Annotated in this window: 25 protein-coding genes and 2 tRNA genes; 9 read left to right on the forward strand and 18 right to left on the reverse strand. The window is 64.1% G+C overall.

The annotated features are described in order from the left end of the window. Positions 1-650 precede the first annotated feature (650 nt). Positions 651-740: transfer RNA gene (locus AC3EDY_RS14795), tRNA-Ser, on the reverse strand. Between the two features lie 161 nt (positions 741-901). On the opposite strand from AC3EDY_RS14795, the gene hspQ reads away from it, so the two are divergent. After that, positions 902-1,294: a heat shock protein HspQ gene (gene hspQ / locus AC3EDY_RS14800; protein ID WP_488573268.1), complete on the forward strand. Its 393-nt coding sequence runs from the start codon at positions 902-904 to the stop codon at positions 1,292-1,294. Positions 1,295-1,347: 53 nt separating this feature from the next. Here the strand turns inward: hspQ and AC3EDY_RS14805 are convergent, their stop codons facing one another. Continuing rightward, the gene (locus AC3EDY_RS14805; RefSeq protein WP_488573269.1) at positions 1,348-2,268 is read right to left on the reverse strand and encodes an ABC transporter permease; all 921 of its coding nucleotides are present in this window, start codon (positions 2,266-2,268) and stop codon (positions 1,348-1,350) included. 89 nt (positions 2,269-2,357) lie between these two features. Between AC3EDY_RS14805 and AC3EDY_RS14810 the strand changes: the two genes are divergently transcribed. Continuing rightward, entirely contained in the window at positions 2,358-3,182 is an 825-nt protein-coding gene (locus AC3EDY_RS14810) for a GcrA family cell cycle regulator (RefSeq protein ID WP_488573270.1), read from the forward strand. A 98-nt stretch (positions 3,183-3,280) separates the two neighbouring features. Further along, complete coding sequence (locus AC3EDY_RS14815; protein WP_488573271.1) at positions 3,281-4,393, forward strand: GGDEF domain-containing protein; 1,113 nt, start codon at positions 3,281-3,283, stop codon at positions 4,391-4,393. A 302-nt stretch (positions 4,394-4,695) separates the two neighbouring features. On the opposite strand, the gene pnp is transcribed toward AC3EDY_RS14815, so the two are convergent. The 8 genes from pnp to AC3EDY_RS14855 form a co-directional block, all read right to left on the reverse strand. After that, a complete protein-coding gene (gene pnp, locus AC3EDY_RS14820) occupies positions 4,696-7,002 on the reverse strand; it encodes a polyribonucleotide nucleotidyltransferase (RefSeq protein WP_488573272.1) in 2,307 nt (768 codons plus the stop codon). Between the two features lie 232 nt (positions 7,003-7,234). Then, entirely contained in the window at positions 7,235-7,504 is a 270-nt protein-coding gene (gene rpsO / locus AC3EDY_RS14825) for a 30S ribosomal protein S15 (protein ID WP_488573273.1), read from the reverse strand. Positions 7,505-7,526: 22 nt separating this feature from the next. Next, positions 7,527-8,426, reverse strand: a complete 900-nt coding sequence (truB, locus tag AC3EDY_RS14830; RefSeq protein ID WP_488573274.1) for a tRNA pseudouridine(55) synthase TruB — start codon at positions 8,424-8,426, stop codon at positions 7,527-7,529. A 63-nt stretch (positions 8,427-8,489) separates the two neighbouring features. Further along, positions 8,490-9,182, reverse strand: a complete 693-nt coding sequence (locus tag AC3EDY_RS14835) for a site-2 protease family protein (protein WP_488573275.1) — start codon at positions 9,180-9,182, stop codon at positions 8,490-8,492. After that, entirely contained in the window at positions 9,179-9,724 is a 546-nt protein-coding gene (locus tag AC3EDY_RS14840) for a GNAT family N-acetyltransferase (RefSeq protein WP_488573276.1), read from the reverse strand. The genes AC3EDY_RS14835 and AC3EDY_RS14840 overlap by 4 nt, the downstream gene beginning before the upstream one ends. Next, positions 9,721-10,323 (reverse strand): thymidine kinase, encoded by a 603-nt coding sequence (locus AC3EDY_RS14845; protein ID WP_488573277.1) that lies wholly within the window; start codon positions 10,321-10,323, stop codon positions 9,721-9,723. The genes AC3EDY_RS14840 and AC3EDY_RS14845 overlap by 4 nt, the downstream gene beginning before the upstream one ends. Positions 10,324-10,338: 15 nt before the next feature. Beyond that, positions 10,339-10,752 carry a 30S ribosome-binding factor RbfA gene (gene rbfA / locus AC3EDY_RS14850; RefSeq protein WP_488573278.1) on the reverse strand — a complete coding sequence of 138 codons (414 nt, stop codon included), beginning with the start codon at positions 10,750-10,752 and terminating at the stop codon, positions 10,339-10,341. 46 nt (positions 10,753-10,798) lie between these two features. After that, entirely contained in the window at positions 10,799-11,086 is a 288-nt protein-coding gene (locus tag AC3EDY_RS14855; RefSeq protein ID WP_488573279.1) for a hypothetical protein, read from the reverse strand. A 17-nt stretch (positions 11,087-11,103) separates the two neighbouring features. Between AC3EDY_RS14855 and AC3EDY_RS14860 the strand changes: the two genes are divergently transcribed. The 3 genes from AC3EDY_RS14860 to AC3EDY_RS14870 all read left to right on the forward strand — a co-directional run bounded on the left by AC3EDY_RS14860 (position 11,104) and on the right by AC3EDY_RS14870 (position 14,639). Further along, complete coding sequence (locus tag AC3EDY_RS14860; RefSeq protein ID WP_488573280.1) at positions 11,104-12,297, forward strand: hypothetical protein; 1,194 nt, start codon at positions 11,104-11,106, stop codon at positions 12,295-12,297. Next, positions 12,294-13,748: a cytochrome P450 gene (locus AC3EDY_RS14865; protein WP_488573281.1), complete on the forward strand. Its 1,455-nt coding sequence runs from the start codon at positions 12,294-12,296 to the stop codon at positions 13,746-13,748. The genes AC3EDY_RS14860 and AC3EDY_RS14865 overlap by 4 nt, the downstream gene beginning before the upstream one ends. 225 nt (positions 13,749-13,973) lie before the next feature. Next, the gene (locus AC3EDY_RS14870) at positions 13,974-14,639 is read left to right on the forward strand and encodes a glutathione S-transferase family protein (protein WP_488573282.1); all 666 of its coding nucleotides are present in this window, start codon (positions 13,974-13,976) and stop codon (positions 14,637-14,639) included. Between the two features lie 73 nt (positions 14,640-14,712). Here the strand turns inward: AC3EDY_RS14870 and infB are convergent, their stop codons facing one another. From infB to rimP, 4 genes are read right to left on the reverse strand one after another with little or no spacing between them, the layout of a single operon-like run. After that, positions 14,713-17,349, reverse strand: coding sequence for a translation initiation factor IF-2 (gene infB / locus AC3EDY_RS14875; protein ID WP_488573283.1), 2,637 nt, complete (start codon positions 17,347-17,349; stop codon positions 14,713-14,715). 5 nt (positions 17,350-17,354) lie between these two features. Next, positions 17,355-18,134, reverse strand: coding sequence for a DUF448 domain-containing protein (locus AC3EDY_RS14880; protein ID WP_488573284.1), 780 nt, complete (start codon positions 18,132-18,134; stop codon positions 17,355-17,357). Next, positions 18,115-19,758, reverse strand: coding sequence for a transcription termination factor NusA (gene nusA / locus AC3EDY_RS14885; protein ID WP_488573285.1), 1,644 nt, complete (start codon positions 19,756-19,758; stop codon positions 18,115-18,117). Before nusA ends, AC3EDY_RS14880 begins: the two co-directional genes overlap by 20 nt. Positions 19,759-19,761: 3 nt before the next feature. Further along, positions 19,762-20,364 carry a ribosome maturation protein RimP gene (rimP, locus tag AC3EDY_RS14890; protein ID WP_488573286.1) on the reverse strand — a complete coding sequence of 201 codons (603 nt, stop codon included), beginning with the start codon at positions 20,362-20,364 and terminating at the stop codon, positions 19,762-19,764. Between the two features lie 504 nt (positions 20,365-20,868). On the opposite strand from rimP, the gene AC3EDY_RS14895 reads away from it, so the two are divergent. After that, a complete protein-coding gene (locus AC3EDY_RS14895; protein WP_488573287.1) occupies positions 20,869-21,009 on the forward strand; it encodes a hypothetical protein in 141 nt (46 codons plus the stop codon). Beyond that, complete coding sequence (locus AC3EDY_RS14900; RefSeq protein WP_488573288.1) at positions 21,009-21,236, forward strand: PspC domain-containing protein; 228 nt, start codon at positions 21,009-21,011, stop codon at positions 21,234-21,236. Before AC3EDY_RS14895 ends, AC3EDY_RS14900 begins: the two co-directional genes overlap by 1 nt. 24 nt (positions 21,237-21,260) lie before the next feature. Here AC3EDY_RS14900 and AC3EDY_RS14905 read toward each other — a convergent pair whose 3' ends face one another. Next, positions 21,261-22,064: a queuosine precursor transporter gene (locus AC3EDY_RS14905; protein WP_488573289.1), complete on the reverse strand. Its 804-nt coding sequence runs from the start codon at positions 22,062-22,064 to the stop codon at positions 21,261-21,263. A gap of 63 nt (positions 22,065-22,127) precedes the next feature. On the opposite strand from AC3EDY_RS14905, the gene AC3EDY_RS14910 reads away from it, so the two are divergent. After that, positions 22,128-22,204, forward strand: a tRNA-Arg gene (locus AC3EDY_RS14910). 120 nt (positions 22,205-22,324) lie between these two features. On the opposite strand, the gene AC3EDY_RS14915 is transcribed toward AC3EDY_RS14910, so the two are convergent. From AC3EDY_RS14915 to AC3EDY_RS14925, 3 genes are all read right to left on the reverse strand, one after another. Beyond that, entirely contained in the window at positions 22,325-23,977 is a 1,653-nt protein-coding gene (locus tag AC3EDY_RS14915; protein WP_488573290.1) for an ArnT family glycosyltransferase, read from the reverse strand. Between the two features lie 65 nt (positions 23,978-24,042). Next, positions 24,043-25,440: a hypothetical protein gene (locus AC3EDY_RS14920; RefSeq protein ID WP_488573291.1), complete on the reverse strand. Its 1,398-nt coding sequence runs from the start codon at positions 25,438-25,440 to the stop codon at positions 24,043-24,045. Next, positions 25,434-25,859 (reverse strand): GtrA family protein, encoded by a 426-nt coding sequence (locus AC3EDY_RS14925; RefSeq protein WP_488573292.1) that lies wholly within the window; start codon positions 25,857-25,859, stop codon positions 25,434-25,436. The genes AC3EDY_RS14920 and AC3EDY_RS14925 overlap by 7 nt, the downstream gene beginning before the upstream one ends. Position 25,860 lies beyond the last annotated feature (1 nt).

The following is a 25,860-nucleotide window of genomic DNA, read 5'->3' on the forward strand; positions in this document are numbered from 1 at the left end:
GCAAATCCTCGGATATCGGTCTCACCATGCCTGCTGGCCTCCTATCCAGCAAACAGGATGAATCAGATTTTCAGCGCCAAGGGAACCGCAAACGACTCTATCAGGTCGGATTATGCTCTAGTCGCTGGGCATCTGGAGGACCGGCTGCTCGACCCAGCACGGCTAGAGGAGGTGCTGGCGACGGTTCTCGACCGGCGACAAGAGCGCACCGAGCGCCGCCGCGATCACATCGCCGAGCTGAACAAGCGGGCGACGGAGACAGACCTGCGCCTCAAACGCTTTACGACGCCATCGAGAGCGGCGTTGCCGACTTGGATGACCCTGACCTTAAGGACCGGATTGCCAGTCTCAAGGCCATACGAGACCAGTCGCGCGTTGACGCCGACCGCGCATCGGCCATTCTGGAAAGCGCGGGGCAGAGAGCCATCACCGCGCCGATGCTCGCGAAGTTCGCGCAGACCGCTCGCCACCGGATGCGTTTACCCGGTGGCGGCTATCGCCGAGACCATCTCCGCGCCCTCGCCCAGCGCGTTGAGGTAAACGACGGTGAGGTACGTATCATGGGATCGAAGTCCGACCTGTTGCGGACCCTTGCCGCCGCAGGGGGCTCCGGAACACTGCCGGGCGCAGTGCCCAGCTTTGTTCCGAAGTGGCGGAGAGGGTGGGATTCGAACCCACGGTACGGTTGCCCGTACACCGCATTTCGAGTGCGGCGCATTCGACCACTCTGCCACCTCTCCATGAAGTGCCGTGCAATGGCAGCGCTGGCACTGCCCCGGTCGAGGCCCGGGCCACTAGCGTAGGTTTCAAGGCTTGCCAAGAGGAAAGGCGCTTTTTCCCCAACCACACTTTCCCAAAAGGCTTGCTTGTTTCGCAAGTGCCGCAAACCTATATCCCGACCATGTCGACCTTTGCCGAGAACACCAGTTACTTTTCGTATCAGGCCGGACGCCAGATCTCGGTGCCCGCAGTGAGCGAGGCGCGCTTTGCCATCGGCGATGTGGTGCGTCACCGCCTGTTCGGTTTTCGCGGCGTGGTTTTCGATGTCGATCCGGTTTTTGCCAATAGCGAAGAATGGTATGAATCCATTCCCGAGGACTTGCGCCCCCTGCGCGATCAGCCATTCTACCACCTTCTGGCCGAAAACGACGATAACAGCTACGTCGCTTATGTCAGCCAGCAGAACCTGACAGCCGATGCCGAGGCGGGGCCGGTCGATCATCCTTCGCTGCGCGACATGTTCGAAGGCTTTGCCGATGGGCGTTATCGCCTGCGGCGCAGCCTTTCGCACTGAGCCTGTCCGCAGCGCATAGCACCTCAGCGCTCGTTACTGCCCCGGCCGCTTGTTCAGGCCTTGAGCTTCCACCCGGAACGCAAGAGACCATACAGCGCGAGGCCCAACACCAGATTCAGAACGCCGAGGCCGATTGCGCCGTGCAGCACGGCCATGTTGCTGCTGCCGATGTCGCTCTGGCCCAGGAAGCCGTAGCGGAAGCCCGAGATCACGTAAAAAATCGGGTTCAGGCGGCTGACGGTCTGGAATGCCGGGGCCAGCCGGTCGATCACGTAGAACGTGCCGGACAGCATCGACATGGGCGTGATGATGAAATTGGTGACGGCGGCATTGTGATCGAATTTCTCCGCCCACAGTGACGTGAGCACGCCGATCAGGGACAGGAGAATCGAACCCATCAGGCCGAACCAGACGACCGCCCAGGGGTGGCGCACTTCCAGCGAAACGCCAGGCCAGAACACCATGGCCGCCGCCACGGCCAGGCCCACCAGGATCGCGCGGGTAACGGCCGCGCCCACCAGCGCCGCCAGCAGTTCACCCTCAGAAATGGGCGGCATAAGATAGTCGATGATCGTGCCCTGGATCTTGCCGCCGAGCAGGCCGAAACTGGCATTGGCAAACGCGTTGTTGATCATGCCCATCGCAATCAGGCCGGGGGCCACGAAGCTGGCGAAAGGCACGCCGAGCACCATCCGGCCGCCGCCGCCCAACGCCAGGGTGAAAATCATCAGGTACAGCAGCGTGGTAATCGCCGGCGCCCAGATCGTCTGGGTCTGCACCTTGAAGAAGCGGCGCACCTCCTTCATATAGAGGGTCCAGAGCCCGACACTGTTGAAGCTGCGGAAAATCGGCTGTCCGGGCGGCGGAAAACCGGCTAGATGCCCGTAAGCCTGACCTGCGGCGATGCCTGATACGGCAGTACCGGGGTCGAGCGGTTGCGTTTCTCCGGCAGGGGACGGGAATTGATTGGCCATGGGCTGCGCGGTATCGCGCGCCGGGGCCGATGGCAAGACATGGAAAAGGCAAGGGTCACGCCCACGCCGATGCAAGGGTTTTTGAACGGATGAGCTGGACCGACGAGCGGATCGAAAAACTGACCAAGATGTGGGAAGGCGGCGCTACCGCCAGCCAGATTGCCGAGGAACTTGGCGGGGTCAGCCGCAACGCCGTTATCGGCAAAGCGCATCGGCTGGGATTGAAGGCGCGCCCTTCCCCGGTGAAAGCGAACGACCTCAAGGCCAACGACCCCAAGGCCAACGACCCCAAGGCCAACGACCCCAAGGCCAACGACCTCAGGGCTAACGACCTCAGGGCCAGCGACCTCAGGGCCAGCGACAGGGCCGAAGCAGCACCGGCCGCGAGGCCCGCAAAGCCTGTGCCGCCCGCCCCCACCGTGGCCGCGGAGGCCCGTGCGCCCGCGCCGAAGTCCGCGCCCGCGCAAGTGGCCGCAGACGCCCGGCCCGCGCCAGCCCGTCCGGCTGCGCCCATTGCCGCTCCAACCTCGGCAACCGCCGATGCCGCCGGCCAGACCGACGCGGCCGCCCCGCCGGCACCGCGCGTCGTTTCCGTCGGCCCTGGTGGTTTCCTGCGGCAGGGCCCAGGCGATCAGCAGGCCCCGATCCCCCCTGCCCCGCCCCGCCGTCTGGTGCCGGCCCGGCCCAGCCCCGAAATTGCCGACAAGACCAGCCTGCTCGATCTCAACGATCGTATCTGCCGCTGGCCGATGGGCCATCCTGGAGAACCCGATTTTCATTTCTGCGGCGAAAAAGTGAATCCCGGTTTCCCGTATTGCGTGGACCATTGCGGCCGGGCCTATCAGGCCCAGTTGCCGCGTGGTCATCGGCGCCCGCCCCCGCCCATGCCGTTCGGCGGGCCACGCGTTCGCTGAGGCTGCATTACGCGCGATCGCCAGGTTTTGGCGCTCAATTATCAGGTGTTTCAGGGCCGCGCTCTTAACAGGAGTGCGGCCCTGTCGTTCTGGCCGGCATGGCCAAGCATGACCGGCGAGCGGATAGCCCCTTCCAGCGCCTGTGGCAAAAGCTGGGCCTGGGGCCTGGGACAAGCGATTGTGCCGATGTGGCCCGCACCGCGAAAGCCCTGGCAGCCCGCCGCGCCCTGCTGGCACGCATCGCGGCCCTGCTGGTCGATCACGATCTGCCGATCACGCCTTTCACGCTGGTCATGGCCCATGATTGCGTAACCGGTGCCAATCCCCGGCTCGCCGAACTGCTGGTGCGGCGCATCAGCGCCGGGCTGATCGTGGACGTTGCCTGGCTGGAACAGGCCTTGCGCCATCCCACGCAGGGCCTTGCCGCCGAGCAACTGGTCGTACTGCTGTGCCATGTTCGCGAAAACCTGGCGGCGTTCGATCGCAGCACCCATGGCGCCATGCAGGCAAGCGACGATTTTTCCGACACGCTGCAAAGCCATCTTGCGGACATGGCCAAAACGGGCGCCGACGAAGCGCTGGTACGCGATCTGGCCCAGGCCACAAAAGCGATGCTCGATCAGGCGAGCGCATTGCACGCCGAGCTTGCCGCCAGCCGCAAGCGGACCGCCGAACTGCAGAACATGCTCGAGCAGGTGCAACGCACGGCCGACGAAGATCACCTGACCGGCCTCGCCAACCGCCGCGCGTTCGAACGCCAGTTCGCGCAAGCCCTCGAAATCGCCCGCGCCGATGCGACGCCGCTCTGCGTGGCCGTCGTCGATATCGATCATTTCAAGCGGATCAACGATCGTCACGGGCATACCGCCGGCGATCGCGTGCTCCAGGTGATGGCCGAAACGATTGGTGCCCTGCAAGAGGTGGGGTGCATCGTCGGGCGGATCGGTGGCGAGGAATTTGGCGTGCTGTTTCCGGGGCGCGCGCCTTCCCAGGCGCAGGCCTTGCTCAACAGCGTCCGGATCAAGATGGCGAAGCGGCGTCTTATCAACCGCACCAATGGACTGCCCTTCGGCCATGTCACGTTTTCGGCGGGGATTGCCGACGCGGTGGCGTGCAATGACCTTGAAAGCGCGCTCACGGCGGCAGACGGCGCGCTCTATGCAGCCAAAGGCGCTGGCCGCAATCGCGTGGTATTGACCGACTGCGTTTGACCGGTCGCGCGCTGAAACGCGGCGACAGAGCGCATCATGGATCTTTACTGCATCTTCTTGCCCCGGCTGCGTTGACCGCCGCCCCGTTCACCCGCGCGCACGCAGCGACAGTCCTCGACGAGGCTTGCACCGGCAGGGATTTCTAGGTCCGGGCATCTGGGGGACCGTGACTCACGACATTTCCGCGACCTGCGTAGCGAGCAAGCCGTGATCGCAAATCCAGATATCGCAGGGCATCGACAGGAAAGGCTCGCACCGGGTGATGCGAGCCTTCCTTGTTATTGCCTTATGTCGGCGGAACCTCAGTCGTCAGACTTGAGGAACGCCGGCATGTGATCGGGCGCCGGGCCTTCGTCGCGGTCTCGACGCGGGCGGTCACCGCCTTCGCGGCGGGGGCCGCGATCGCCGTCGCGGCGCGGGCCGCGATCACCGCGGGGGCCGCGACGGTCGCCACCCCGGTCACCCCGGTCGCTGCGCGGTTCACGCGGTTCGCGCGCGGGGCGGGTGTCTTCCAGCGCTTCGCCGGTTTCCTGGTCCACCACGCGCATCGACAGGCGCACTTTGCCGCGGTTGTCGATCTCGAGGACCTTGACCTTGACTTCCTGGCCTTCCTTGACCACGTCGCCCGGCTTTTCCACGCGCTCGTTCTTCATTTCCGACACGTGGACGAGGCCGTCCTTGCCACCCATGAAGTTCACGAAAGCGCCGAAATCGACGATGTTGACGACCTTGCCGTTATAGACCTTGCCCACTTCGGGTTCTTCGACGATGCCGAGGATCCAGTTCTTGGCCGCTTCGATCTGCGAAAGATCGGACGACGAGATCTTGATCAGGCCTTCGTCGTCGATGTCTACCTTGGCGCCGGTTTCAGCAACGATCTCGCGGATCACCTTGCCGCCGGTGCCAATCACTTCGCGAATCTTGGACTTGTCGATCTGGATCGTCTCGATCCTGGGCGCATGGGCCGAAAGCTCGGTCCGCGCCGTGCCTAGGGCCTTGGTCATCTCGGCAAGGATATGCGCGCGGCCTTCCTTGGCCTGGGCCAGAGCCTGACGCATGATTTCCTCGGTGATCCCGGCGATCTTGATGTCCATCTGCAGCGAGGTGATGCCTTCGCTGGTGCCGGCCACTTTGAAATCCATGTCGCCGAGATGGTCTTCATCGCCCAGAATGTCGGAAAGGACGGCAAAGTCCTTCCCTTCCAGGATCAGGCCCATGGCAATGCCCGAAACCGGGCGTGCGATCGGCACGCCGGCGTCCATCATCGAAAGACAGCCGCCGCACACCGTGGCCATCGACGAGGAACCGTTGGACTCGGTCACGTCGGACAGCACGCGGATGGTGTAGGGAAACTCGTCCTTCGTCGGCAGCACGGGGTTGAGCGCGCGCCAGGCCAGCTTGCCATGGCCCACTTCGCGGCGGCCCGGCGCGCCGAAACGGCCCACTTCACCCACCGAATAGGGGGGGAAGTTGTAGTGCAGCATGAAGCGCTGGTAAGTGAGCCCGTCGAGCCCGTCGATCATCTGTTCCGCATCCTTGGTTCCAAGGGTGGTGGTGCAGATGGTCTGAGTCTCGCCGCGGGTGAACAGCGCCGAACCATGGGTGCGCGGCAGGAAGCCGACCATGGATTCGATCGGGCGCACCTGGGTGACCGAACGGCCGTCGATACGCTGCCCGTCCTTGAGGATCGCACCGCGCACGATTTCCGCTTCCAGTTTCTTGAGCGTCTTGATCGCCACCATCTGCGTCTGCGGGGTTTCATCCGCGAACAGCACCTTGGCCTTGGCGCGCACCTCGTTGAGCGCGTTGGAACGAGCAGACTTGTCGGTCAGCTTGTAGGCGGCGGCAATATCGCCGCCCACGCCCGCCTTGAGTTTCGCCTTGATGTCGGCGGTGTTGTCCGACAGGTCGATTTCCCAGGGGTCCTTGGCGGCCTTTTCGGCCAGGTCGATGATCGCCTTGACGACCTTGCGGCTTTCCTCGTGGGCAAAGACCACCGCGCCGAGCATTTCTTCTTCGGTCAGTTCCTTGGCTTCGGATTCCACCATCATCACGGCGGTGTCGGTAGCAGCGACGACCAGATCGAGCCGCCCGTTGGCCGTTTCGGCCAGCGACGGGTTGAGCTGATATTCGCCATCCTTGAAGCCGACGCGCGCCGCACCGATCGGGCCCATGAAAGGCACGCCGGAAATGGTGAGCGCAGCAGATGCGGCGATCATGGCGACGATATCGGGTTCGGTTTCGCCGTCATAGCTCATCACCTGGGCAATGACGTTGACTTCGTTGTAGAAGCCTTCGGGGAACAACGGGCGCACCGGGCGGTCGATCAGGCGCGAAACCAGCGTTTCCTTTTCGGTGGCGCCGCGTTCACGCTTGAAGAAGCCACCGGGAATGCGGCCGGCGGCCGAAAACTTCTCCTGATAGTGCACGGTCAGCGGGAAGAAGTCCTGTCCTTCCTTCACCGACTTGGCGGCGGTCACCGCGCAAAGCACCACGGTTTCGCCATAGGTGGCCAGAACGGCACCATCGGCCTGGCGCGCGATGCGGCCGGTTTCCAGAGTGAGGGTTTTTCCGCCCCACTCCAGCGATACGGTCTTGACGTCGAACATGAATATTCCTTCAGCCCGCAGCCCTATTGCCGGCGGGATTTGCTGCCGGGGTGCCGTCCCGGTCCGGTTTGGGGCTTGGCCCCGCGGTACCCGCGCCGAATTGCCGGGCATCTTGCTGTTACCATGGATCGGCATGGGTCCGAATGCCTTTTGCATCGGGCTGTCCGACCATGGGGTTTGCCGCGAAACGGCAGATGCGAAACGGCCCGCCAGCGGCGGGCCGTGGGGAAACTTACTTGCGCAGACCGAGCTTCTGGATCAGCGCGTTATAGCGCTCGACATCCTTCCGCTTGAGGTAATCGAGCAGCGAACGGCGCTTGTTCACCAGCTGCAACAGGCCACGACGCGAATGGTTGTCCTTGTGGTGGCTCTTGAAGTGCTCGGTCAGGTTGACGATGCGTTCGGTAAGAATGGCCACCTGAACTTCGGGCGAACCGGTGTCGCCGGGGGCGCGCGCGTTGTCCTGGATGATTTCCTGCTTCTTTTCCGGGGTCACCGACATAACATTTCACTCCGCGACATGCCTAAAGATTGAAACCCCGCTCGACGCGCAACGCGCCGCCTGAAAGCGTGACCAGCGCCACCGGCATTCCGCCCGATCGCGCCCACCACAGTCCATCAGGAAAGGGCAACCCCGCCAGAACGCGGCCGTGACCGACCGCCCTTGCCTGTTCGGGGTCGAGGTCAAGAGCCGGGATGTCGACCAGCCCTGCCTCAAACGGCAAGATTACGTTCTCAAGGGGCGCGCCTTGGCCCCAATCGTTCAATTTGTCCAGCGAAATCGCCTGGGCCATGGCAAAAGGCCCGGCTCTCAGGCGATGCAACATGGTGACGTGGCCACGCGTGCCCAAAGCCAGGGCCAAGTCTCGCGCCAGGCTGCGGATATAGGTGCCTTTGGATACATCGGCTTCCAGCGTGGCGCCGTGCAAGGCATCGTCGGGGCCGGCCGTTGCAAGCACGCGCAAGGCATGGATCGTGACGTTGCGCGATGCCAGTGTCACCTCCTCCCCCGCGCGCGCCAGATCATAGGCACGCCGGCCATCAACCTTGAGCGCGGAATAGGCTGGCGGCACTTGCGCGATCGGCCCGGTAAATGCGGCCAGCGCCGCGTCGAGCGCCGCGCGCGCGGGGCGCGCCGCGCTGTGCCCGGCGACCGCCCCCTCCAGGTCGAGCGTGTCGGTCTCGGTGCCGAACGCAACGGTGAAAGCGTAAGTCTTGCTGGCGTCGAGCATGCGGCCGCAGAGCTTCGTTGCCTCCCCTACCGCAATCGGCAAAACGCCGGTCGCCAGCGGATCGAGCGTTCCCCCGTGGCCTACCTTGCACCTGCCCAGGCCCCGCGCGCGCAGATTGCGCTTGGCCGCCGCAACGCCCTGGGTCGATCCCAGGCCGCGCGGCTTGTCGAGAATGATCCAGCCGTCCGCCATTGCCCAGCCCCTAGCGGCCCCGCGCCGACGTGTCAGCCCTCGATCAGGCGGGGCGGCGGCGGATCAACCCAGCGGACGCCCGGCGATGAGGCCGGCCAGAGCCCAGAACTTGTCCGCCAGCCACATGACCGGGGGGACAACCACGGTGCGCAATGGATCGAAGCCGGGCGCCAGCCAGGGCAGGACCACCAGCAGCACCAGCACCAACGGCAGGCCCAGCGGCCGCAGCCGGGCATATCCGCGCGCGGCGCCCGCAGGCAACAACCCTTCAACGATGTGCGAACCGTCGAATGGCGGCAACGGAATCAGGTTGAAGCACGCCAGAAAAAGGTTGATCGTCAGAAAGTTGATGAGGTTGTCGGCCACGAAACGGGTCATCGCGCCAGGCGAACCTTCTGCCCGGGCCAGCAGGCCGATGGCCAGCGCCGCCAGCGCGGCAAGGGCAAAGTTCATCGCCGGACCGGCCGCACCCACCAGCATCATCGCCCGCCGTGGATTGGGCAGCGCGCGTACGTCCACGGGCACCGGCCGGGCCCAGCCGAACACCGGCGCGTGGGCCAGCGCCAGCATCCCCGGCAGGATCACTGTGCCCACGGGATCGACATGTCGCAGCGGATTGAAACTGAGCCGTCCCATTTTCTGCGCCGTCCGGTCGCCCAGCATCCTGGCCACCCGGCCGTGGGCCACTTCATGGAACACGATCGCCACGATCATCGGCACGGCGATCGTGGCCAGCGCATAAAGCGTGTCGGTCATGGCCGCGCCAGCCATTCTTCGCGCAGGATCGAAAACATCACGGTATCGCGCACGCGGCCGGTCCATGTCAGGCGTTCATGGCGCATCGTGCCCTCTTCCACCCCACCCAGTTTGCGCACCGCAGCCTGGCTGCGCGTGTTGATCCGATCCACTTTGAAAATCACCCGTTCCAGCCCGCAGGCAAACGCATGATCCAGCATCAGCCGCTTGAGCCGCCCGTTGAATCCGGTACCGCGCAGCGCGGGAACGATGAAGCTGTTGCCGATCTCGATCGACCAGCCCGGCGCACCGTGCTCGATCCAGGCGGTCATCCCCACCACCACGCCATCGGCCAGAACGGCATAGGCGCGGCGCTGTGGCATGCCATCGAGCAGGCGATCGAATTGCGGATCGAAACCCTCGCCCAGGTAATTGAACGGATAAATCGCCCAGATCGCGGTATCCTGCGCGCAGGCATGGCGCAGTGGCTCGCGATGGTGGGCGGCCAGGGGTTCGAGGGCCAGGTCGCTCTCGTTCAAAGGCAGGTAAAGACCATCGGTCATCGGCGTTCGTCCAGACGCAGCGCCGCGCTGAAATGGGCACGGCACAAAGAAAGATAGCGTTCGTTGCCGCCGATCTCGGTCTGCGCGCCTTCGCTCACCGGCCGCCCATCGGCATCCACGCGCAAGTTCATGGTTGCCTTGCGGCCACAATGACAGACGGCTTTCAACTCGATCAGGGCGTCGGCAAGGCCAAGCAACGCGGCCGAACCTTCGAACAGATCGCCGCGAAAATCGGTGCGCAGGCCATAGCACAGTACCGGAATCCCGGCACGATCGGCAAGGTCGGCCAGTTGCCAGACCTGGGCACGGGTGAGAAACTGCGCCTCGTCCACCAGCACGCAGGCGAGCGGACCTTGCGCCAGCTCTGCCGATACGGCTTGCCACAAGTCCGTCGCCGCGGAAAAGCGATGGGCATCGGCGTGAAGCCCCACGCGGCTGGCAATGGCCCGGCCCGCCCCCTGATGCTCGGCCCGATCGTCGACCGCCGCCGTCCACAGCATCGCCGCCATGCCGCGCTCGCGGTAATTGAACGCCGCCTGGAGCAGGTTGGTGGATTTGCCGGCGTTCATGCTGGCGTAATAGAAATAGAGCTTTGCCATAGCGTTAAAAGGGCCTCAGCCCTCTCCTTCGCCCTTGGGCTCGTCCAGATCGCGGCGCACGCGCGGATCGGCCAGCAAGGCATCGATGCGGAACGCCTCGTCAAAGCTTTCGTCGGCCAGAAACCGGATCTTGGCCGCATATTTCAGCTTCAGCCGCTGTGCCACTTCCTTCTGGAAGAAGGCGGTATTGGTGCGCAGGGCCTTGAGCACTTCGTCTTCGTCCGTGCCGAGCAGCGATTTCACGAAAACCGTTGCGTGGCGCAGATCGGGCGACATCCGTACTTCGGTGACCGAAACGGTATGCGCGCTCAGCACATCGTCATGCACCTGCTGGCGGGTAAGCAGTTCGGAAAGCACGTGGCGTACCTGCTCGCCCACTTTGAGCAGGCGGACAGACCGTTGTTCGGGAGAAGCATTCTGGCGGTTCATCCCCCGTCATATGGAGCATTGCCGGCGATTGCGCCAGAACCCGCGATCAATAGCGGGAAAAGACCTTGCGCACGAGTTGCCCACGCCAGGGAAATCCGTGGTAATTGAAAAAGAACCAGCCGAAACAGCGCACCGCCAGCCACACCGGCAATGCCGCGGGATCGCCCTGCGCGCGCAAGGCGCGATAGAACGCCGCATCGGCCCGCCGCCGATCCGATTCCTGCCCGCCGCCCGCCATGCCATAAGCATTGTCGTGCTTTCTACACGATCCATTGCGGTTATACTTAAATCCATTGAGGAACAGACAATAGTTCCTCTGCCCCGGTTCGCACATGCCAGCCCCCTGCATCCGTGATAAGACGTCGCGGGGAATTTGGCGGGGCAGGGGCAATGTTCAAGCGGAAAGTGTTCTATATTGGCGGCTTCGATCCGCGTGGCGCGCGCTTCTATCATGATCTGATGCAACAACAGATCGCTTGCCACAACGCGCGTGATTGCGCAGGCAATCCCCTTATCCTGTCACCGCAACGCCGGATAACCAACATGCCCGGTTGCCGGGGCGATACCGCCTGGACGGTGACCGACGCGGCCGGCAGGATCGAGGCTGCTTTCCATTTTCTGGCATGGGACGATCTCGTGCGCCGCGCCTGGATCAGGGGCCGCCTGCGCCTGCTGCCGGCGACGGCGGGCGCTTATGCCCGGCTTCTTCTCCGATCGGACCTGTCGTGCCTGCGCCGCGTGCCCCGGGGCAGCCGCATCGCCTTGTTCCTGCCCGCGCTGACCTTGCTGGCACTGCCTGCCGCGGCCGGGCTGTTCGCCGCGGCGATCGCCCTGATCCTCGGCCATGCCGTGCTGGCCGCCACGCTTGCCGTGCTGCTGGCTCCTTTGGCGGCAATGCCGGCACTTGCCGGTGGGGGGCACCTTGCCTGGCTGGTGCAGTTCGTCATTTTCAACGACGCGCTGGCGGCGGGCCGGTCCAATCCGGCCCTCGGTGCCCGTGTCGACCGCTTCGCCCGGGCTGTCGCCCATGCCTTGTGCGACGATCCGGCCTGGGACGAAGTCCTGCTGGTCAGCCATTCCAACGGGGCGGTTCTGGCGGCGGACGTGATCGCGCGCCTGCTCGATGCGGGCGAAGGCGTGCTGCCGCCCCGGCTGGCGCTGGTCACGCTGGGGGCCAGCCTGCCCCTTCTGGTATCGCGCCGAGACGCGCTGGGATTTGCCGCCACCATGGCCAGCCTGGAACGCGGCCGCTTTGCCTGGCTCGATATCGGCTCCCCCACCGATGGCGCCGCAACACCGCTCGTCGATCCGTGGCTGGGGCGGGCCGAACGGCGCGCAGAGGGGCTGGTGCAGGTTTCGCCGCGCTGGTTCGCCTATTGCGACAGCGCCACATATGCCGCGCGGCGCAAGGACAAGTACCTTACGCATTTCGACTATCTGCGCCGGCTCGACCGCCCCTCGCCGCTCGATTACCTTGGCCTTACCTGCAGCGACCGACCGCTGGCCGCCAGTATCGCCGCGTTTCGCGCAGGGGCGGCGGCATGACGGAGCGCGGCGCTTTTTCCGTCCCCCCGTTTCCGGCTCCCCTGCGGCACAAGGCGGGGTTGCTGCGCCGCTTCGTGATCGGCTGGGGAAGCTGGATCCACACGCTGTTCGAAAAATCCTATCGGATGAAGATGGGCATGGTGCGCTTTCCGCTGCTGCGCTTCTTCATCGTCAACGACCCGGCCCTGGTGGCCGAGGTGCTGGAAGAACGGCGCTGCCCGTGGCCCAAGCACGGGTTGATGACCGAACTGCTGCGCCCCCTGATGGGGCAAAGCGTGTTTTCCGCAAACGGCGCGCAATGGCAGGCCCAGCGCGCGATGATGGGGCAAGCCTTTGCCCACGCCGGCCTTGCCCGCGCTTTTCCCGCGATGCGTGCCGCGGCCGAGGCCATGGCCGTCGATCTGCGGCAGGCCGCGATAAACGGCGCCGTGGACATGGAACGCGCGATGACGGCAGTCACCGCCGACGTGATCTTTCGCACGCTGTTTTCCCGGCCCCTGTCTCCGCAGGCGGCCGACCAGGTCTTTGCCGCCTTCGCCCGTTATCAGCGCCATGCGCAGCGCTATGCCATGCTGCGGTTGTACCGGCTGCCCCTGCTGGGCCAGGGCGCAGGGCTGCATCGCGCGGCGGCCAGTATCCGGGCCATCTTCGCCCCGCTGGTCGATGCCCGCATAGCGGCGCGGGCGGGGCTGGCGCAACCGGAAGCGGCGGCCGACATTCTCGATGCCCTGCTCGATGCGCGCCATCCGGAAACCGGCGCGCCGTTCACCGGGCCGGCGCTGCTCGATCAGCTTGCCACGCTGTTTCTGGCGGGCCACGAAACCTCGGCGTCGGCCATGGCCTGGGCGGCCTATCTGCTGGCCTGCGATCCGGCTTTGCAGGATCGCCTGGCAAGCGAGATCGCTGCCGTCGCCGCCGATCATCCGCTGGCTCCAGACCATCTGAAAGCCGTGCCCGGCTTGCGTCACCTGTTTCAGGAAGCGCTGCGGCTTTATCCGCCGGTCAGTTTCCTGATGCGTGAAGTGGTGGAGCCTCAGACCATGCGGGGCAAGGCACTGGAACCGGGCGATCTGGTCGTGGTTTCGCCATGGCTGATCCAGCGCAATGCCGATCACTGGGCATGCCCCCATGCTTTCGATCCCGATCGCTTTGGCCGCCCGGAAAATGCCATGGCCGCGCGGCATGCCTGGCTGCCCTTCGGCAAGGGGCCGCGCGTGTGCATCGGCCAGGGTTTTGCCATGCAGGAGGCCATGATCGTTCTGGCGACGCTGCTCCGCCAGTTTCACCTGGCCCCGGCGCCCGGCCCCGCCCCCGAACCGCTCAGCCGCCTGACTCTGCGCGCCCGACGGGGCATTCCTCTGGTCCTTACACCGCGCGCGACCACGCCGGCCGCGTTTCATCCGCAGGACGCGGTTGACGTTGAATCCACATATGTCGATTGTTCCCCATGACACGCGATAGGCGGCTTCCAGACGAGTGCTGCCTATGCTTCGGGTCGCCGCCACCGCCGCAGTCTCGGCACTGTTTCACCCGATCGTCGCAGCACCGCTGCTGCGCAAGTTGCGGTACGCGATCCCTGCCCGGATGACGCCCTGAGCCAGCCGCGCGCCAGCTACGTCCCGCCTGGCTCTCTTTGGCGCTTGGCCTTGGCGATGGTTCACGGCAATAGTGCGCCGATGGAACCGGTCATTACCGCCTTTGCTCGGTCGCCCGATCGTGGCAGAGGACTGGCGCGTGACATGGCGGTGCGATGGGCGCTCGAGGAAGTCGGCAAGCCCTATGCCGTGCGCCTGCTGTCCTTTGCCGATCTCCAGGCCCCCGCTCATCTTCGCCTGAACCCGTTCGGCCAGATACCCACATACGAAGCGGACGGGCTGGCGCTGTTCGAATCCGCCGCGATCGTGTTGCACATTGCCGAGCAGCAAGGGCGGCTGCTGCCGCAAGCGGGCGATGCGCGGGCGCGGGCGGTCATGTGGACGTTCGCCGCCAAAAGCACGATCGAGCCGCCCATTGTCGAGCGCAGCATGGCCGTGATGCTCGAAGCGGATGAGGCGTGGCACGATCAGCGGCTGGCCATGCTGAACCGGCGGGTGGCGCAGAGGCTGGAACAATTGGCAGGCCATCTTGGCGACCGAGAGTGGCTCGACGGGCCGTTCAGCGCGGCCGATCTCGTCATGATCACGGTGCTGCGCCGCCTGGCTGGCACCGGTTTGCTGGAAGCGCAGGCAACCGTTGCGGGCTACATCGCCAGGGGCGAAGCGCGCCCCGCGTTCCGTCGTGCTTTCGCCGCGCAGGAAGCGATTGCCAGAGCGGCCGGCCAAGCTGCGCCGCCGCCCGCATGAACCATGCTGGATGCTATATAAAAGGCGGCCTTTCCAAATGGAAAAGCCGCCTTCCTGATAAATGATCGCAAGATCAAAGCGTGCGTTCGCGCTCTTCCACTTCGAACACTTCCAGCGTGTCGCCCGCCTTGATGTCGTTGGTATCCTGCAGCACCACGCCGCATTCCAGGCCCGCGCGCACTTCGGGCACGTCGTCCTTGAAACGGCGCAGCGAAGCGATCGTGGTCTTGGAAACGATGACGTCGTTGCGGGTAAGGCGGGCATAGATACCCTTGCGGATATAGCCTTCCAGCACCAGCAAACCAGCCGCCTTGTCCTTCTTGCCCGCCGGGAACACTTCCTTGACCTCGGCACGGCCGACCACGGTCTCGATACGCTCCGGCCCCAGTTCGCCCGCCATTTCCTTGGCGATGTCATCGGTCAGCTGATAGATCACATCGAAATACTTCATCCGCACCTTGTTGCGCTCGATCAACTCGCGCGCCTTGGCATTGGGGCGGACGTTGAAGCCGACGATCGGCGCGCCGGAAGCCTGGGCCAGGCCCACGTCGCTTTCGGTGATGGCGCCCACTCCCGAATGCAGCACGCGCACTTTGATCTCGTCGGTCGACAGGCGATTGAGCGCATTGACGATCGCTTCGGTCGAACCCTGCACATCGGCTTTCACCACCACCGGATATTCGATCACGGTCTGCTTGGCCGCCAGCGCAGAGAACATATTCTCCAGGCTCGACGGAGCAACGGCGGTACGCTTGGCGGTTGCCTTTTCGTGGCGATAAGCGGCAACTTCGCGGGCCCGCGCTTCGTTCTCCACCACGGTCAGCGTATCGCCGGCCATCGGCACGCCGCCAATGCCCAGCACTTCCACCGGCAGCGACGGCGGCGCCGATTTCACCTGTCGGCCCTTGTCGTCCAGCATGGCGCGCACGCGGCCCGATTGCGTGCCGACGACGAGAATGTCGCCCACATGCAGCGTGCCGCGGTTGATCAGCACGGTGGCCAGCGGCCCCTTGCCCTTGTCCAGCTTGGCCTCGATCACCGTCGCTTCGGCGGCACGATCGGGGTTGGCCTTGAGTTCCATCAGTTCCGCCTGCAGCAGGATCTTTTCGATCAGCGTATCGAGACCGGCCCCGGTCTTGGACGAAACCTCCACGTCCTGCACATCGCCCGACATGTCTTCCACGATCACTTCGTGTTCGAGCAGGCGCTCGCGGATCTTCTGCGGATTGGCCTCGGGCTTGTCGCTTTTGGTGATCGCCACGATCATCGGCACGCCGGCCGCCTTGGTGTGATTGATGGCTTCCACCGTCTGCGGCATGATGCCGTCGTCCGCAGCCACGACCAGAATGACGATGTCGGTGACGTTGGCCCCGCGCATGCGCATTTCGGTAAAGGCTTCGTGGCCTGGCGTATCGAGGAAAGTGATGTAATCGCCGCCCTTGGTCTTGATCTGATAGGCGCCGATGTGCTGCGTGATGCCGCCTGCTTCGCCGCGCACCACGTCGGTGCCGCGCAGCGCATCGAGCAGGCTGGTCTTGCCATGATCGACGTGGCCCATGATCGCCACGACCGGCGGCCGCGATATCAGCGTCATTTCGGCGTCGATGTCCGAAGCGGTATCGATATCGACGTCGCTTTCGTTCACGCGCTGGATGTTGTGCCCGAATTCGGTGACGAGCAATTCGGCGGTATCCTGGTCGATGGTCTGGTTGATCGTGACCATCATGCCCATCTTGAACAGCGCCTTGACCAGGTCCGCAGCCTTTTCGGCCATGCGGTTGGCCAGATCCTGCACCGTGATCGCTTCGGGAACGATCACGTCGCGCACCTGCTTTTCGCGCTGCTGGGTCTGCCCGGCAAAGTGGGCGCGGCGTTCCTTTTCCCGCGCGCGCTTGAGCGCGGCAAGCGAACGGGCGCGAGCACCCTCGTCGTCATTGAGCGCGCGGGTGACGGTCAGCTTGCCCGCCTGGCGGCGGTCGCTGGCATTCTTGTCGCGCGGGGCATGGGCGGGCTTCTTGGCCGGCTCGGGGCGCTTGGGCGCGGCCACCGGGGTGAAGCGCCGAGGGGCCGGCGCGGCAGCCGGCCGGGCAGCGGCAGACGGTTGCATGTCCGCTGCAGCCTGTTCAGGCTCTTGCGCCCGCGCGGAAGCAGGTGCGGCGTCGAACGCCGGCGTGGCTTCCGGCTCGGGCACGGAGCGCGGCTCGCCCAATGCGGGATCGCCCGTCGGCGCCGGTTCGGCGCTCGCAGAACCGGGGCCCGCTTCGTCCTTGCCGGGCGATGCCGCGGTCTCCTTTTCCTCGGCGCGGCGGCGCTCTTCCTCCAGCGTGCGCAAGCGCTGTTCCTGCTCGCGGCGGTTGGCGGCCTCGAGCGCGGCAAGGCGGGCCTCCTCGGCCTCGCGCAGCAGGCGGGTCTGCACTTCCTGGCGCGTCTCTCGCGAGGCGGCAGACGAAACCGGCGGCGGTGCAACCGGTGCACGCTGAGCGGGCGCAGCGGCAGGGCGCGGTGCGACCGCCGGCGCGGCGGCGGCCGGCGCAGCGGCGGCGGGAGCCGCACCCGGCCCGCCGGGCATCAGTTTGCGGCGCTTGACCTCGACCACCACCTTGTTGGTGCGACCATGGCTGAAGGTCTGCTTGACCTCTCCGGCCTCCACCGCGGTCTTCAGGCCCAATGGCCTGCGGCCCAGAGTCGGCTTCTTGTCGCTATCGCTCATCGAACTCATTCGCCCTTCGTATCCAAATCGTCGTTCGCTGCTTGCGCAGCCGGTGCGGCGGCAGCAGTCGGCCCGCCCGGGATGTCGATCCCGGATGGCCCTTCCGGTGCCGCAGCCCCGATAAAGTGCATCAAACGGCCTAGTGGCCCGGCAATCCGCTTTGCCGCGCCCACATCGGTAACGCCCAGGTGAACGACGTTGTCGCGGCCCAATGCCACAGACAGCGCCGCCCGGTCCAGCGGCAAGATGACCCCGGCCATGCCCGACCCTTCGGCCATTTCGCCCACGCGCCAGGCCTGCGCCAGTTTGCTCACGCCATCGGCGCGTGCATCGCTGGCATGGGCCAGCCATGCAACCGCCCCGGACCGGGCAGCCTGGGCGATCTTTTCGGTGCCCAGCACCAGATTGCCGGCGCGCAGTTCGATACCCAGCCGGTCGAGCGCGGCGCGTTTCAAGCCTTGTTCGATCAGGTCGGGAAGGTCGGCAGGAACAGTCAGCGGCACGCCTTTGAACGCACGCGCCAACGCTCCTTTCAGTTTGCCATTGGCCAGCGCGATTTCAAGGTCTGCGCGGCAAACGCCGATCCACGCCCCACGTCCCGGCGCGCGCGCCAGCGGATCGGGCAGAACCAGGCCTTCGGGCGAAATCGCCAGGCGCAGCAGAGTGCCCCGGCCATCGTGGCGGCCGGTGAGGATGCATTTCCGCTCCGGCAAAGCCTTTCCTGGCTTTGCCGGGCGGCCTTGCGGTGCCTGCGCGCTCAGCGCCTCATTGTGAGGATTCCGCATCGGCGGCCTCCTCGATTGCCGGGGCATCGGCCTCCGGTTCGTCGTCGAACCAGTGGGCGCGCGCCGCCATGATGATTTCGTTGCCCTGCTCTTCGCTCAGGCCATATTCGCCCAGCACGCCGCCCTTGTCCTCGCTGCGCTCGGAACGCTCGCGCTCGCGGCGGTCGTTGCGGCGGCGCTGGTCGTTGTTGCGCTTCCTGGCGATCAGTTCGTCGGTGGCAAGGTCGGCAAGATCGTCAAGCGTCTTGATCCCCGCCTTGCCGAGTGTGACGAGCATGGCTTCGGTCAGATGCGGCAGTTCGGCCAGGGCATCCTCCACGCCCAGGGCGCGACGTTCCTCGCGCTGGCCTTCCTCGCGGCGCTCGAGCGCTTCAAGGGCGCGGTTCTGCAGTTCGGCCGCCAGTTCCTCGTCAAAGCCTTCGATCGAAGCCAGTTCGCTGATGTCGATATAGGCCACTTCCTCAAGCTCGCTGAACCCTTCGGCCACCAGCAGCTGCGACAGGGTTTCATCGACATCGAGCTCTTCCTCGAAGGTCTTGGAGCGCTCGGAAAATTCCTTCTGGCGCTTTTCGCTCGCTTCGGCCTCGGTCATGATATCGATGGCAGAGCCGGTGAGCGCCGAAGCCAGGCGCACGTTCTGACCACGGCGGCCGATGGCCAGGCTGAGCTGGTCGTCGGGCACGACAACTTCGATGCGGCTTTCCTCTTCGTCGATCACCACGCGGCTGACAGTGGCCGGCTGCAGCGCGTTGACCACGAACGTGGCGGTATCTTCGCTCCAGGGGATGATATCGATCTTCTCGCCCTGCATTTCCTGGACCACCGCCTGCACGCGGCTGCCTTTCATGCCGACGCAGGCTCCCACCGGATCGATCGAGCTGTCGCGGCTGATGACGCCGATCTTGGCCCGGCTGCCCGGATCGCGCGCGGCGGCCTTGATCTCGATTATGCCGTCATAGATTTCCGGCACTTCCTGGGCGAACAGCTTTTTCATGAAATCGGGATGCGCGCGGCTGAGGAAAATCTGCGGACCACGGTTCTGGCGCTCGACCTTGAGGATCAGGGCGCGGACCCGCTCGCCCACGCGCGGCACTTCGCGCGGGATCTGCTGGTCGCGGCGGATCACGCCTTCGGCACGGCCCAGGTTGACGATCACATGGCCGAATTCGACCGACTTGATCACGCCCGTGATGATCTCGCCCGCGCGGTCCTTGAATTCGTCGTACTGGCGGTCGCGCTCGGCATCGCGCACTTTCTGGAAAATGACCTGCTTGGCCGACTGCGCGTCGATACGCCCAAGGTCCACCGGTGGCAGCGGATCGACGATGAAGTCTCCCACTTTCGCCCCGGGCTGCAGCTTTTCGGCCTGCTTGAGATCGACCTGCTTGAAGTAGTCCTCGACATCCTCGACCACTTCGACCACCCGCCACAAGCGCAGATCGCCGGTGCGCGGGTCAAGCTTGGCGCGGATGTCGTTTTCGGCGCCATAGCGGTTGCGCGCCGATTTCTGGATCGCCTCTTCCATCGCCTCGATCACGATGGACTTGTCGATCATCTTCTCGGCAGCGACTGCGTTGGCAATCGCCAGCAACTCGGCACGGTTGGCGGAAATCGCACTGGCCATGGCTTAGTCTTCCTGTTCCTCAAGAAAGGCGTCGGTTTGCCCCGAAACGTCTTCGACTTCGAAATCTTCCTCGTCCGCCCCGGCCGTATCGACCGGACGCGAAGCAGCGATCAGCCGATCTGTAAGGATCAGCTTGGCATTGGTCACAAGAGCGAAAGGCACCTTGTAGACCACCCCTTCGTCCGCGATCGAAATCATCGCGGTATCGGCATCGAACGCCACCAGATCACCGCGAAAACGCTTGCGCCCGTCGAGCAGCTCGATCAGCTCGATCCGCGCTTCGTGCCCGATCCAGGCCGCAAAATCCTTTGGCCGGGTCAGTGGGCGATCGATCCCGGGCGAGCTCACCTCCAGCCGATAGGCGTCTTCGATCAGGATCTCGCCCGCGTCTTCCAGCGCATCGATGCGATCGGAAATGCGGTGCGACAAGGCAGCGCAATCCGCGATCAGCAGTTGCCCCGTCTCGGGCCGCTCAGCCATGATCTGAAGCGTGTGCTCCTCGTCGCCCACTTCGCTTTTGCCATAGAGACGCACGCGCACGAGATCGAATCCCAAGGCTTTCGCCTCGGGCTCCACGATCTCGATAATCCGCGCGATATTCGCCATGTGGTCTCCGGTGGTCCGTCCATGTCAGCCGCTGCCGATCCGTGCGGGCAATGGAACTTCGCGCCGGCCCCTTTCGGCGCCAGCCCGCTCTTGCCTTCACAATGTCGGGATTGATGTGCTTTTAGGCCCGGCGAAGGAAAATTGCAAGAACAAAGCGCCGACGCCCGGCGATCGCGCAAATGAGGCGGGAGCCGCCGGATTGCTCCGGCAGCGTCTGGCATGCGGCCCGCCCGGCCACCGGCCCGACGCCTGCCTTCAAGGGGACAGAAGGCCGGCCCCGCCCTCAAAAGCTACGCGGCATGCGAATCGCAGCAGCCATGCCGGCGAGTTATGCAAATTTTCGGTGAATAATCCCAAGCCTTGGCATTCACTCGGCATTCACTCGTCTAAAAGGCTTGGCAAAACCCGCGGATTGACGTGCTTGTCTGATTTGGCACGCTGTGTGCAGAGGAGGGAGCGTCGCTGGAAACTTTCTTTCAGCGTTACGTCAAGGGAGTTATTGTCATGCAGATTATTCGCGCCATAGCCGGCCGGGCCTCGGCTGCCGTTGCCGCCCTCGCCCTTTCGCTCGCCCTGATCGGCCAGACCGTGGCAACGCCCTCGGCCGTCGCGCAGGGCAGCACGCCCGTGATGGAGATCGCGTGATGGCCGACCTGCGCTTTGAAGATAGCCCCGTGCGCCCTTCCCGCCGTCGGGGCAGCCTTTTCCGCCGCAACCGCGAGAACGGCAAGATTTTCGGTGTCTGCGCCGGCATGGCCGACGCGTTGGACGTGGACGTGGTCCTCGTCCGCGTAGCATGGATCGCGGGGACCTTGCTGGGCTTCGGCTCGTTGCTGCTGATCTATCTGGCGATTGCCATTCTGGCTGACTGACCAAGGCCGCCCGGCCCGCCTGCTTCAGACCGAAGCGGCGCGGGCAAAGGGCGAAAAATCGATATCGGTATCATAGATATCGACACCCTCGCGCCGCTTGAGAAAGCCGATCACCGCATAAGTCACAGGCGTCAGCACCACCTCCCAAAGCACTTTCAAGGCCCAGTTGGTAATCATCACGTGGATCACGTCGGCATTGGTCCAGGTACCCAGGAACGCCACGGGATAGAAAATCACGCTGTCCACCGCCTGCCCGAAAATGGTCGAGCCCCAGGTGCGGGTGAACAGGTATCTGCCGCCCGTCCACACTTTCATGCGCGCCATCACGAACGAATTGACGAACTCGCCGGCCCAGAACGCGGTGACCGAGGCAAGCACGATGCGCCAGGTGCTGCCGAAGACCGAAACATAGGTCGTCTGGCACAGGGCGCCGGCCGAACTCTTCGCCACTATCGCGGCAAACTGCGGATCGCCGCTCGATGCGCAACCCCAGTCGGCCGCCGGCGGCATGGCGACGACCACGAAGCTCATCAGCGCCATGAACAGCAGCGCAAAGAAACCGACCCACACGCAGCGCCGCGCGTTGGCATAGCCATAGACCTCGGTGAGCACGTCACCCAGCACATAGGAAACCGGGAAGAACAGGATGCCCGCGCCAAAGGTGAACCCGCCCAGGCTCGACAGCTTTGCCGCGCCGATCAGATTCGACAACAGCAGGATCGCCACGAATGCCGCCATCATGTAGTCGAAATAACGGAAATGGTGGCGGGCGCCGACGGTGCCACCGATCTTTTCGAGCGTGGCCGATGCGGAAACTGGTTCGGTCATGGGGTACATCTGCTATCGCCATTTGCGCCAAACGCAAAGCCGTCTTATGGGGCACAACATCGCGCGCCCTTAGCTCAGCTGGATAGAGCATCGGCCTTCTAAGCCGGTGGTCGCAGGTTCGAATCCTGCAGGGCGCGCCACTTCGGTTTGAAACCACGAACGCCTCGGCCGTAAACTCATCAGAGGTAGCGGTGGTGATCGACGGACCTTCTTGGACTGCAGGTGGTGCGAGATGAACCCGGATGTATGCGGTGTACCGCTCAGACCGGCCCTCTTATCACATGCGGTTTCACTCGTGCGGATGCTGGCCGCAGATCAAGAATGATCACTTCGGGACGACCGCCCACCTCCCCTGCAACCGGCTTGAAACGGACAAGTACCGATCCCCGGGCGATCAATTCCCGATAACGCGAAGCTCCAACCGAAAATCGGGTCTGTTCCGCTGCATAGCGGGCGTGTTCCGTAAGGATCGCGAAGTCGGTGCGACATGTCCCCTGCTTCGCCTCTGGCACGGCGGCATAGTCAAGGTTGGACTGTCCGCCGCGTAGCGCGTCGACCTCTTTGTAGTTTATCTGGCCGCGCAGTACTTTGCGTGCATCGAGACAGCCCGCGGTGCCGATCGGGAAGACGATTTCGAAGGGGCTGTCCACGAGGTCGAACGCAAAGTGCTCGACCATCAGGCTTGTCCCGGCCGGCAGGTGCGCGCGCGCCCAGTCGGTCGCGAGCCGGCGGTTGTCCACGATCCGCTCGCGCGCGCCCGCGTACGTGGCCCAAAGAACGGGAGCAAGCATGGCGCCTGCAAAAGCCAGCGAGCCGGTCAGGCGCATGATCAAAGGACGTGATCTGAACATCGCGCCAATCCTTTCCGCACCGAAACCAGCGGCGATCGAGATCGCAGGAGCGAACGGGATTGCCCAGCGCTCCCAGACAACTGGCTGCGTCACGATGACCGCCAGAAGGAAGCCCGTGGGTATTCCGATCAGCGCCCAGAACCGCAGGTTGCGGCGCAAAATGAAGAAGCCTGCAATCGCAAGAGCTGCGCCGACCGGGCCCGTGCCGCGATACAGCGGATCCTTGAGGTAATAGACGAAATTCTCGATCAACCCGCCTTTGGTGCCGCCGAGGTGCGCGACCTTGGCCTCGCCCTGAAGGTTCGAGATCAAGGTGGGGTAATCGAGCAGGAGGTACGGCGATATCGCCAGGACGAGCACGACGACGAGTGCCCCTGACGCCACCACTTCTCGCGCCAAGCCAGCGGCGCCTGCGGCCAGCGCTTTCTCCTGGCTCGAGCGGCGCAGCGCCAAAGCACCGAACACGGACAGGAAAGCGACGGCAAAGGGCCACTTCGAGGTTATCGCAAGCGCCGTGTAGAAGCAGGCGAGCAAGCGGTCCCGCCATCTGCCGTGTTCGAGCAACGAAAGGCTGGCGTGCGCCGCGAGAAGCAGAAAGGCAAGCGCCATCATGTCGGAGCGGATCACCTGCGACCATGCGACCTGGACGGGGTTCACCGCCATGAGTCCACCGGCGACCAGCCCGGCCGTGCGCCCGCCGCCCAGGCGGGTCGTCAGACGCGCCGTAAGCGCCACACACGCCACGCCAAAGCAGGCCATGACGATCCTCGTCGGAAGAACGACAATACCCGGATCGAGGAACATGGCATGCGCAAAGGCATCGGGGGTGGCAAAGGCTCCGGTGGCCATGCCCGTGCCCATTACTAGAGCGGCAACTAGAGCCACGACATAGATCGTCGTGGTGGCGGGATGACCGAACCAGCCCGGGTTGAAGTTTCCACTGGCATAAAGCTGGTGCGCACCGCCGACGAAGATCAACTCGTCGGGGTCAAGCAGCGCCGGCAAGCCGAAGTTGATCCCGTAGAGGCGGAGCGCCGCTGCCACGAGCAGGATCGCTGCCATCGGCCAGAAGCGCTTCGGCTCGCGCGTGACGAGCGCGGATAGAGCTCCCTCGGTCCCTGCGTGGCTCATTTGTCGATCGATCGTTCCTCGCTGGCAACGGGCGCTTTTACCCACGGCAGCAGTGGTGCGTCATCGCGATACCGCCAGCGCCCCGCCCAGCCTTGATGGCGAACGTCGATCCACACTGTGCGCAATGTCGAACACGCTAGGGCGATAGCGATCAGCTGGACAAGTAGCGGACGCAATAACGGCCACACTGTGAGGTTCATTTCTACAATCACAGGCCTGTCGAAGATGTAGCTGTAGCGTTCCAAGGTTGCGATATTCGAGATGGAGATATCGTAGGAACAAGCCATAAAATAGCAGCAGATGATCGCAAAGCGCGGGCCGATCCCCTGCCACTTCTCGACCATCACAAGCACGATCCAGAATACCGGCGTGTACCCCCCTCCTTCTGTGGTAACGAGCGCGAACAGTGTCCCCAAAAGGTAGACGCGATAGCGGGTCACAACTTCGGGGCGCAACCATGTTGCTGCCATCGCGAGCAGCAGCACTGCCTGTGTTGCGCGGAGAACGATCATGATAACGACCGGTAAAGTTTCGATCGAGCGTGATCCGACGATCAGCAAGGCCGGGAAGATCTCGTCCTTGCTTTCCAGCAACGAGGTAAGTCCCTGGTAGGTCGTCGCTGGCCAGAAATCGAGTGGGTTGGTGATCGTGTTCTGGCTCCAAGCGGAGAGATTTCGGAAGATTTCAGACGGCGTCCCTGCACCGAACATCGCAAAGCTTGCGAGGTAGATGATGATCGTTGTGATCAGCGCACCTTCGACCCAGCGCCACCGACGCATGATGAGCTGAGCAGTAAAAGGCGCGATTAGATATACTTTGAGATTGATGGCCATGGCCGCGAAGATCCAGCGTGCACGCGCCGACCGCACAAGCGGCATTACTGCGAGCAGGAACAGCGGAAAGGCAATCAGAACGAGATTGCCACGCTCGACGCCGTTGAGCATCGGCCAGCCAAGCGCCACGCATATTGTCCGCGGGGCCGCGCGCCTTGCATCGAAGCGGCGCAGCGCGAGATACGTCAGCACCGCGCCCAGAACCCAGAAGCCGTAGATCGCGACGTGCCCCAACCAATCGCAATCGCGTGCAGCATAGCCGGGGCTCGCCTCGAACCCGCGCACCCGCGGGTAGCACGTACCGATGCTGAGAACTCGGAGAATCAAGAAGGAAAGCGGGGGATATAGGGTGGTCCACGTATCGAACGCGCCATCAGGGTGGCGGGCCCAGAAGCTCGTATTGAACCAGTCCCCGTGGACGTCGCCCGGTTCGTAGAAGAAAGGCGGGGGTAGATATTGGAACGTTAGCAGGAACCATATTGTGCGTACGATGCTGAGCAATATCATCCCGGCCAGCAGCCACTCGACGACAAGCCCGTTTTGCCAGTATCGCTTTAGCATGAATCTTGGCTGATCGAGGCGCGAAAAACAAAACGCTTGAGGATCGCAAAATTAACGACAGACACAGTAATTATCGACAGCAGCCCTGCCAAGTAAGGCGATTTCATTACATGCGACAACGCCCATAGTGAGCCGAGGCTGAGCAGATAATTGACAGCGTACGACAGCACGAAACGCACGAGCGAGCCGGATTCTTCGCGGAAGGTGTAGCGGCTGTAGGTCAGGTAATTGAATATTGTGCCGAGTATATGACTGACCAGTTGCGCGACGAACATGTCGAGCCCCAACCAGACCAGTGCGGCAAAGCAACCATAGCCGAATAGTGTGTTGATAATCCCGGCTTGGTAGTAGCGCAGCAACTGCCACCAATCGATCCACCGGCCTGGGTGGGATGACGGATTAGGCGAAGCCTGCGACATG

It is taken from the genome of Novosphingobium sp. DS6-6, assembly GCF_057784975.1.

Excerpts from the sequence above, each read along its gene's own strand:
- hspQ (WP_488573268.1), top strand. The coding sequence starts at position 902 with ATGTCGACCTTTGCCGAGAACACCAGTTACTTTTCGTATCAGGCCGGA.
- AC3EDY_RS14805 (WP_488573269.1), bottom strand. The coding sequence starts at position 2,268 with ATGGCCAATCAATTCCCGTCCCCTGCCGGAGAAACGCAACCGCTCGAC.
- AC3EDY_RS14810 (WP_488573270.1), top strand. The coding sequence starts at position 2,358 with ATGAGCTGGACCGACGAGCGGATCGAAAAACTGACCAAGATGTGGGAA.
- AC3EDY_RS14815 (WP_488573271.1), top strand. The coding sequence starts at position 3,281 with ATGGCCAAGCATGACCGGCGAGCGGATAGCCCCTTCCAGCGCCTGTGG.
- pnp (WP_488573272.1), bottom strand. The coding sequence starts at position 7,002 with ATGTTCGACGTCAAGACCGTATCGCTGGAGTGGGGCGGAAAAACCCTC.
- rpsO (WP_488573273.1), bottom strand. The coding sequence starts at position 7,504 with ATGTCGGTGACCCCGGAAAAGAAGCAGGAAATCATCCAGGACAACGCG.
- truB (WP_488573274.1), bottom strand. The coding sequence starts at position 8,426 with ATGGCGGACGGCTGGATCATTCTCGACAAGCCGCGCGGCCTGGGATCG.
- AC3EDY_RS14835 (WP_488573275.1), bottom strand. The coding sequence starts at position 9,182 with ATGACCGACACGCTTTATGCGCTGGCCACGATCGCCGTGCCGATGATC.
- AC3EDY_RS14840 (WP_488573276.1), bottom strand. The coding sequence starts at position 9,724 with ATGACCGATGGTCTTTACCTGCCTTTGAACGAGAGCGACCTGGCCCTC.
- AC3EDY_RS14845 (WP_488573277.1), bottom strand. The coding sequence starts at position 10,323 with ATGGCAAAGCTCTATTTCTATTACGCCAGCATGAACGCCGGCAAATCC.
- rbfA (WP_488573278.1), bottom strand. The coding sequence starts at position 10,752 with ATGAACCGCCAGAATGCTTCTCCCGAACAACGGTCTGTCCGCCTGCTC.
- AC3EDY_RS14855 (WP_488573279.1), bottom strand. The coding sequence starts at position 11,086 with ATGTGCGAACCGGGGCAGAGGAACTATTGTCTGTTCCTCAATGGATTT.
- AC3EDY_RS14865 (WP_488573281.1), top strand. The coding sequence starts at position 12,294 with ATGACGGAGCGCGGCGCTTTTTCCGTCCCCCCGTTTCCGGCTCCCCTG.
- AC3EDY_RS14870 (WP_488573282.1), top strand. The coding sequence starts at position 13,974 with ATGGAACCGGTCATTACCGCCTTTGCTCGGTCGCCCGATCGTGGCAGA.
- infB (WP_488573283.1), bottom strand. The coding sequence starts at position 17,349 with ATGAGCGATAGCGACAAGAAGCCGACTCTGGGCCGCAGGCCATTGGGC.
- AC3EDY_RS14880 (WP_488573284.1), bottom strand. The coding sequence starts at position 18,134 with ATGCGGAATCCTCACAATGAGGCGCTGAGCGCGCAGGCACCGCAAGGC.
- nusA (WP_488573285.1), bottom strand. The coding sequence starts at position 19,758 with ATGGCCAGTGCGATTTCCGCCAACCGTGCCGAGTTGCTGGCGATTGCC.
- rimP (WP_488573286.1), bottom strand. The coding sequence starts at position 20,364 with ATGGCGAATATCGCGCGGATTATCGAGATCGTGGAGCCCGAGGCGAAA.
- AC3EDY_RS14895 (WP_488573287.1), top strand. The coding sequence starts at position 20,869 with ATGCAGATTATTCGCGCCATAGCCGGCCGGGCCTCGGCTGCCGTTGCC.
- AC3EDY_RS14900 (WP_488573288.1), top strand. The coding sequence starts at position 21,009 with ATGGCCGACCTGCGCTTTGAAGATAGCCCCGTGCGCCCTTCCCGCCGT.
- AC3EDY_RS14905 (WP_488573289.1), bottom strand. The coding sequence starts at position 22,064 with ATGACCGAACCAGTTTCCGCATCGGCCACGCTCGAAAAGATCGGTGGC.
- AC3EDY_RS14915 (WP_488573290.1), bottom strand. The coding sequence starts at position 23,977 with ATGGCAGCGATCCTGCTCGTGGCAGCGGCGCTCCGCCTCTACGGGATC.
- AC3EDY_RS14920 (WP_488573291.1), bottom strand. The coding sequence starts at position 25,440 with ATGCTAAAGCGATACTGGCAAAACGGGCTTGTCGTCGAGTGGCTGCTG.
- AC3EDY_RS14925 (WP_488573292.1), bottom strand. The coding sequence starts at position 25,859 with ATGTCGCAGGCTTCGCCTAATCCGTCATCCCACCCAGGCCGGTGGATC.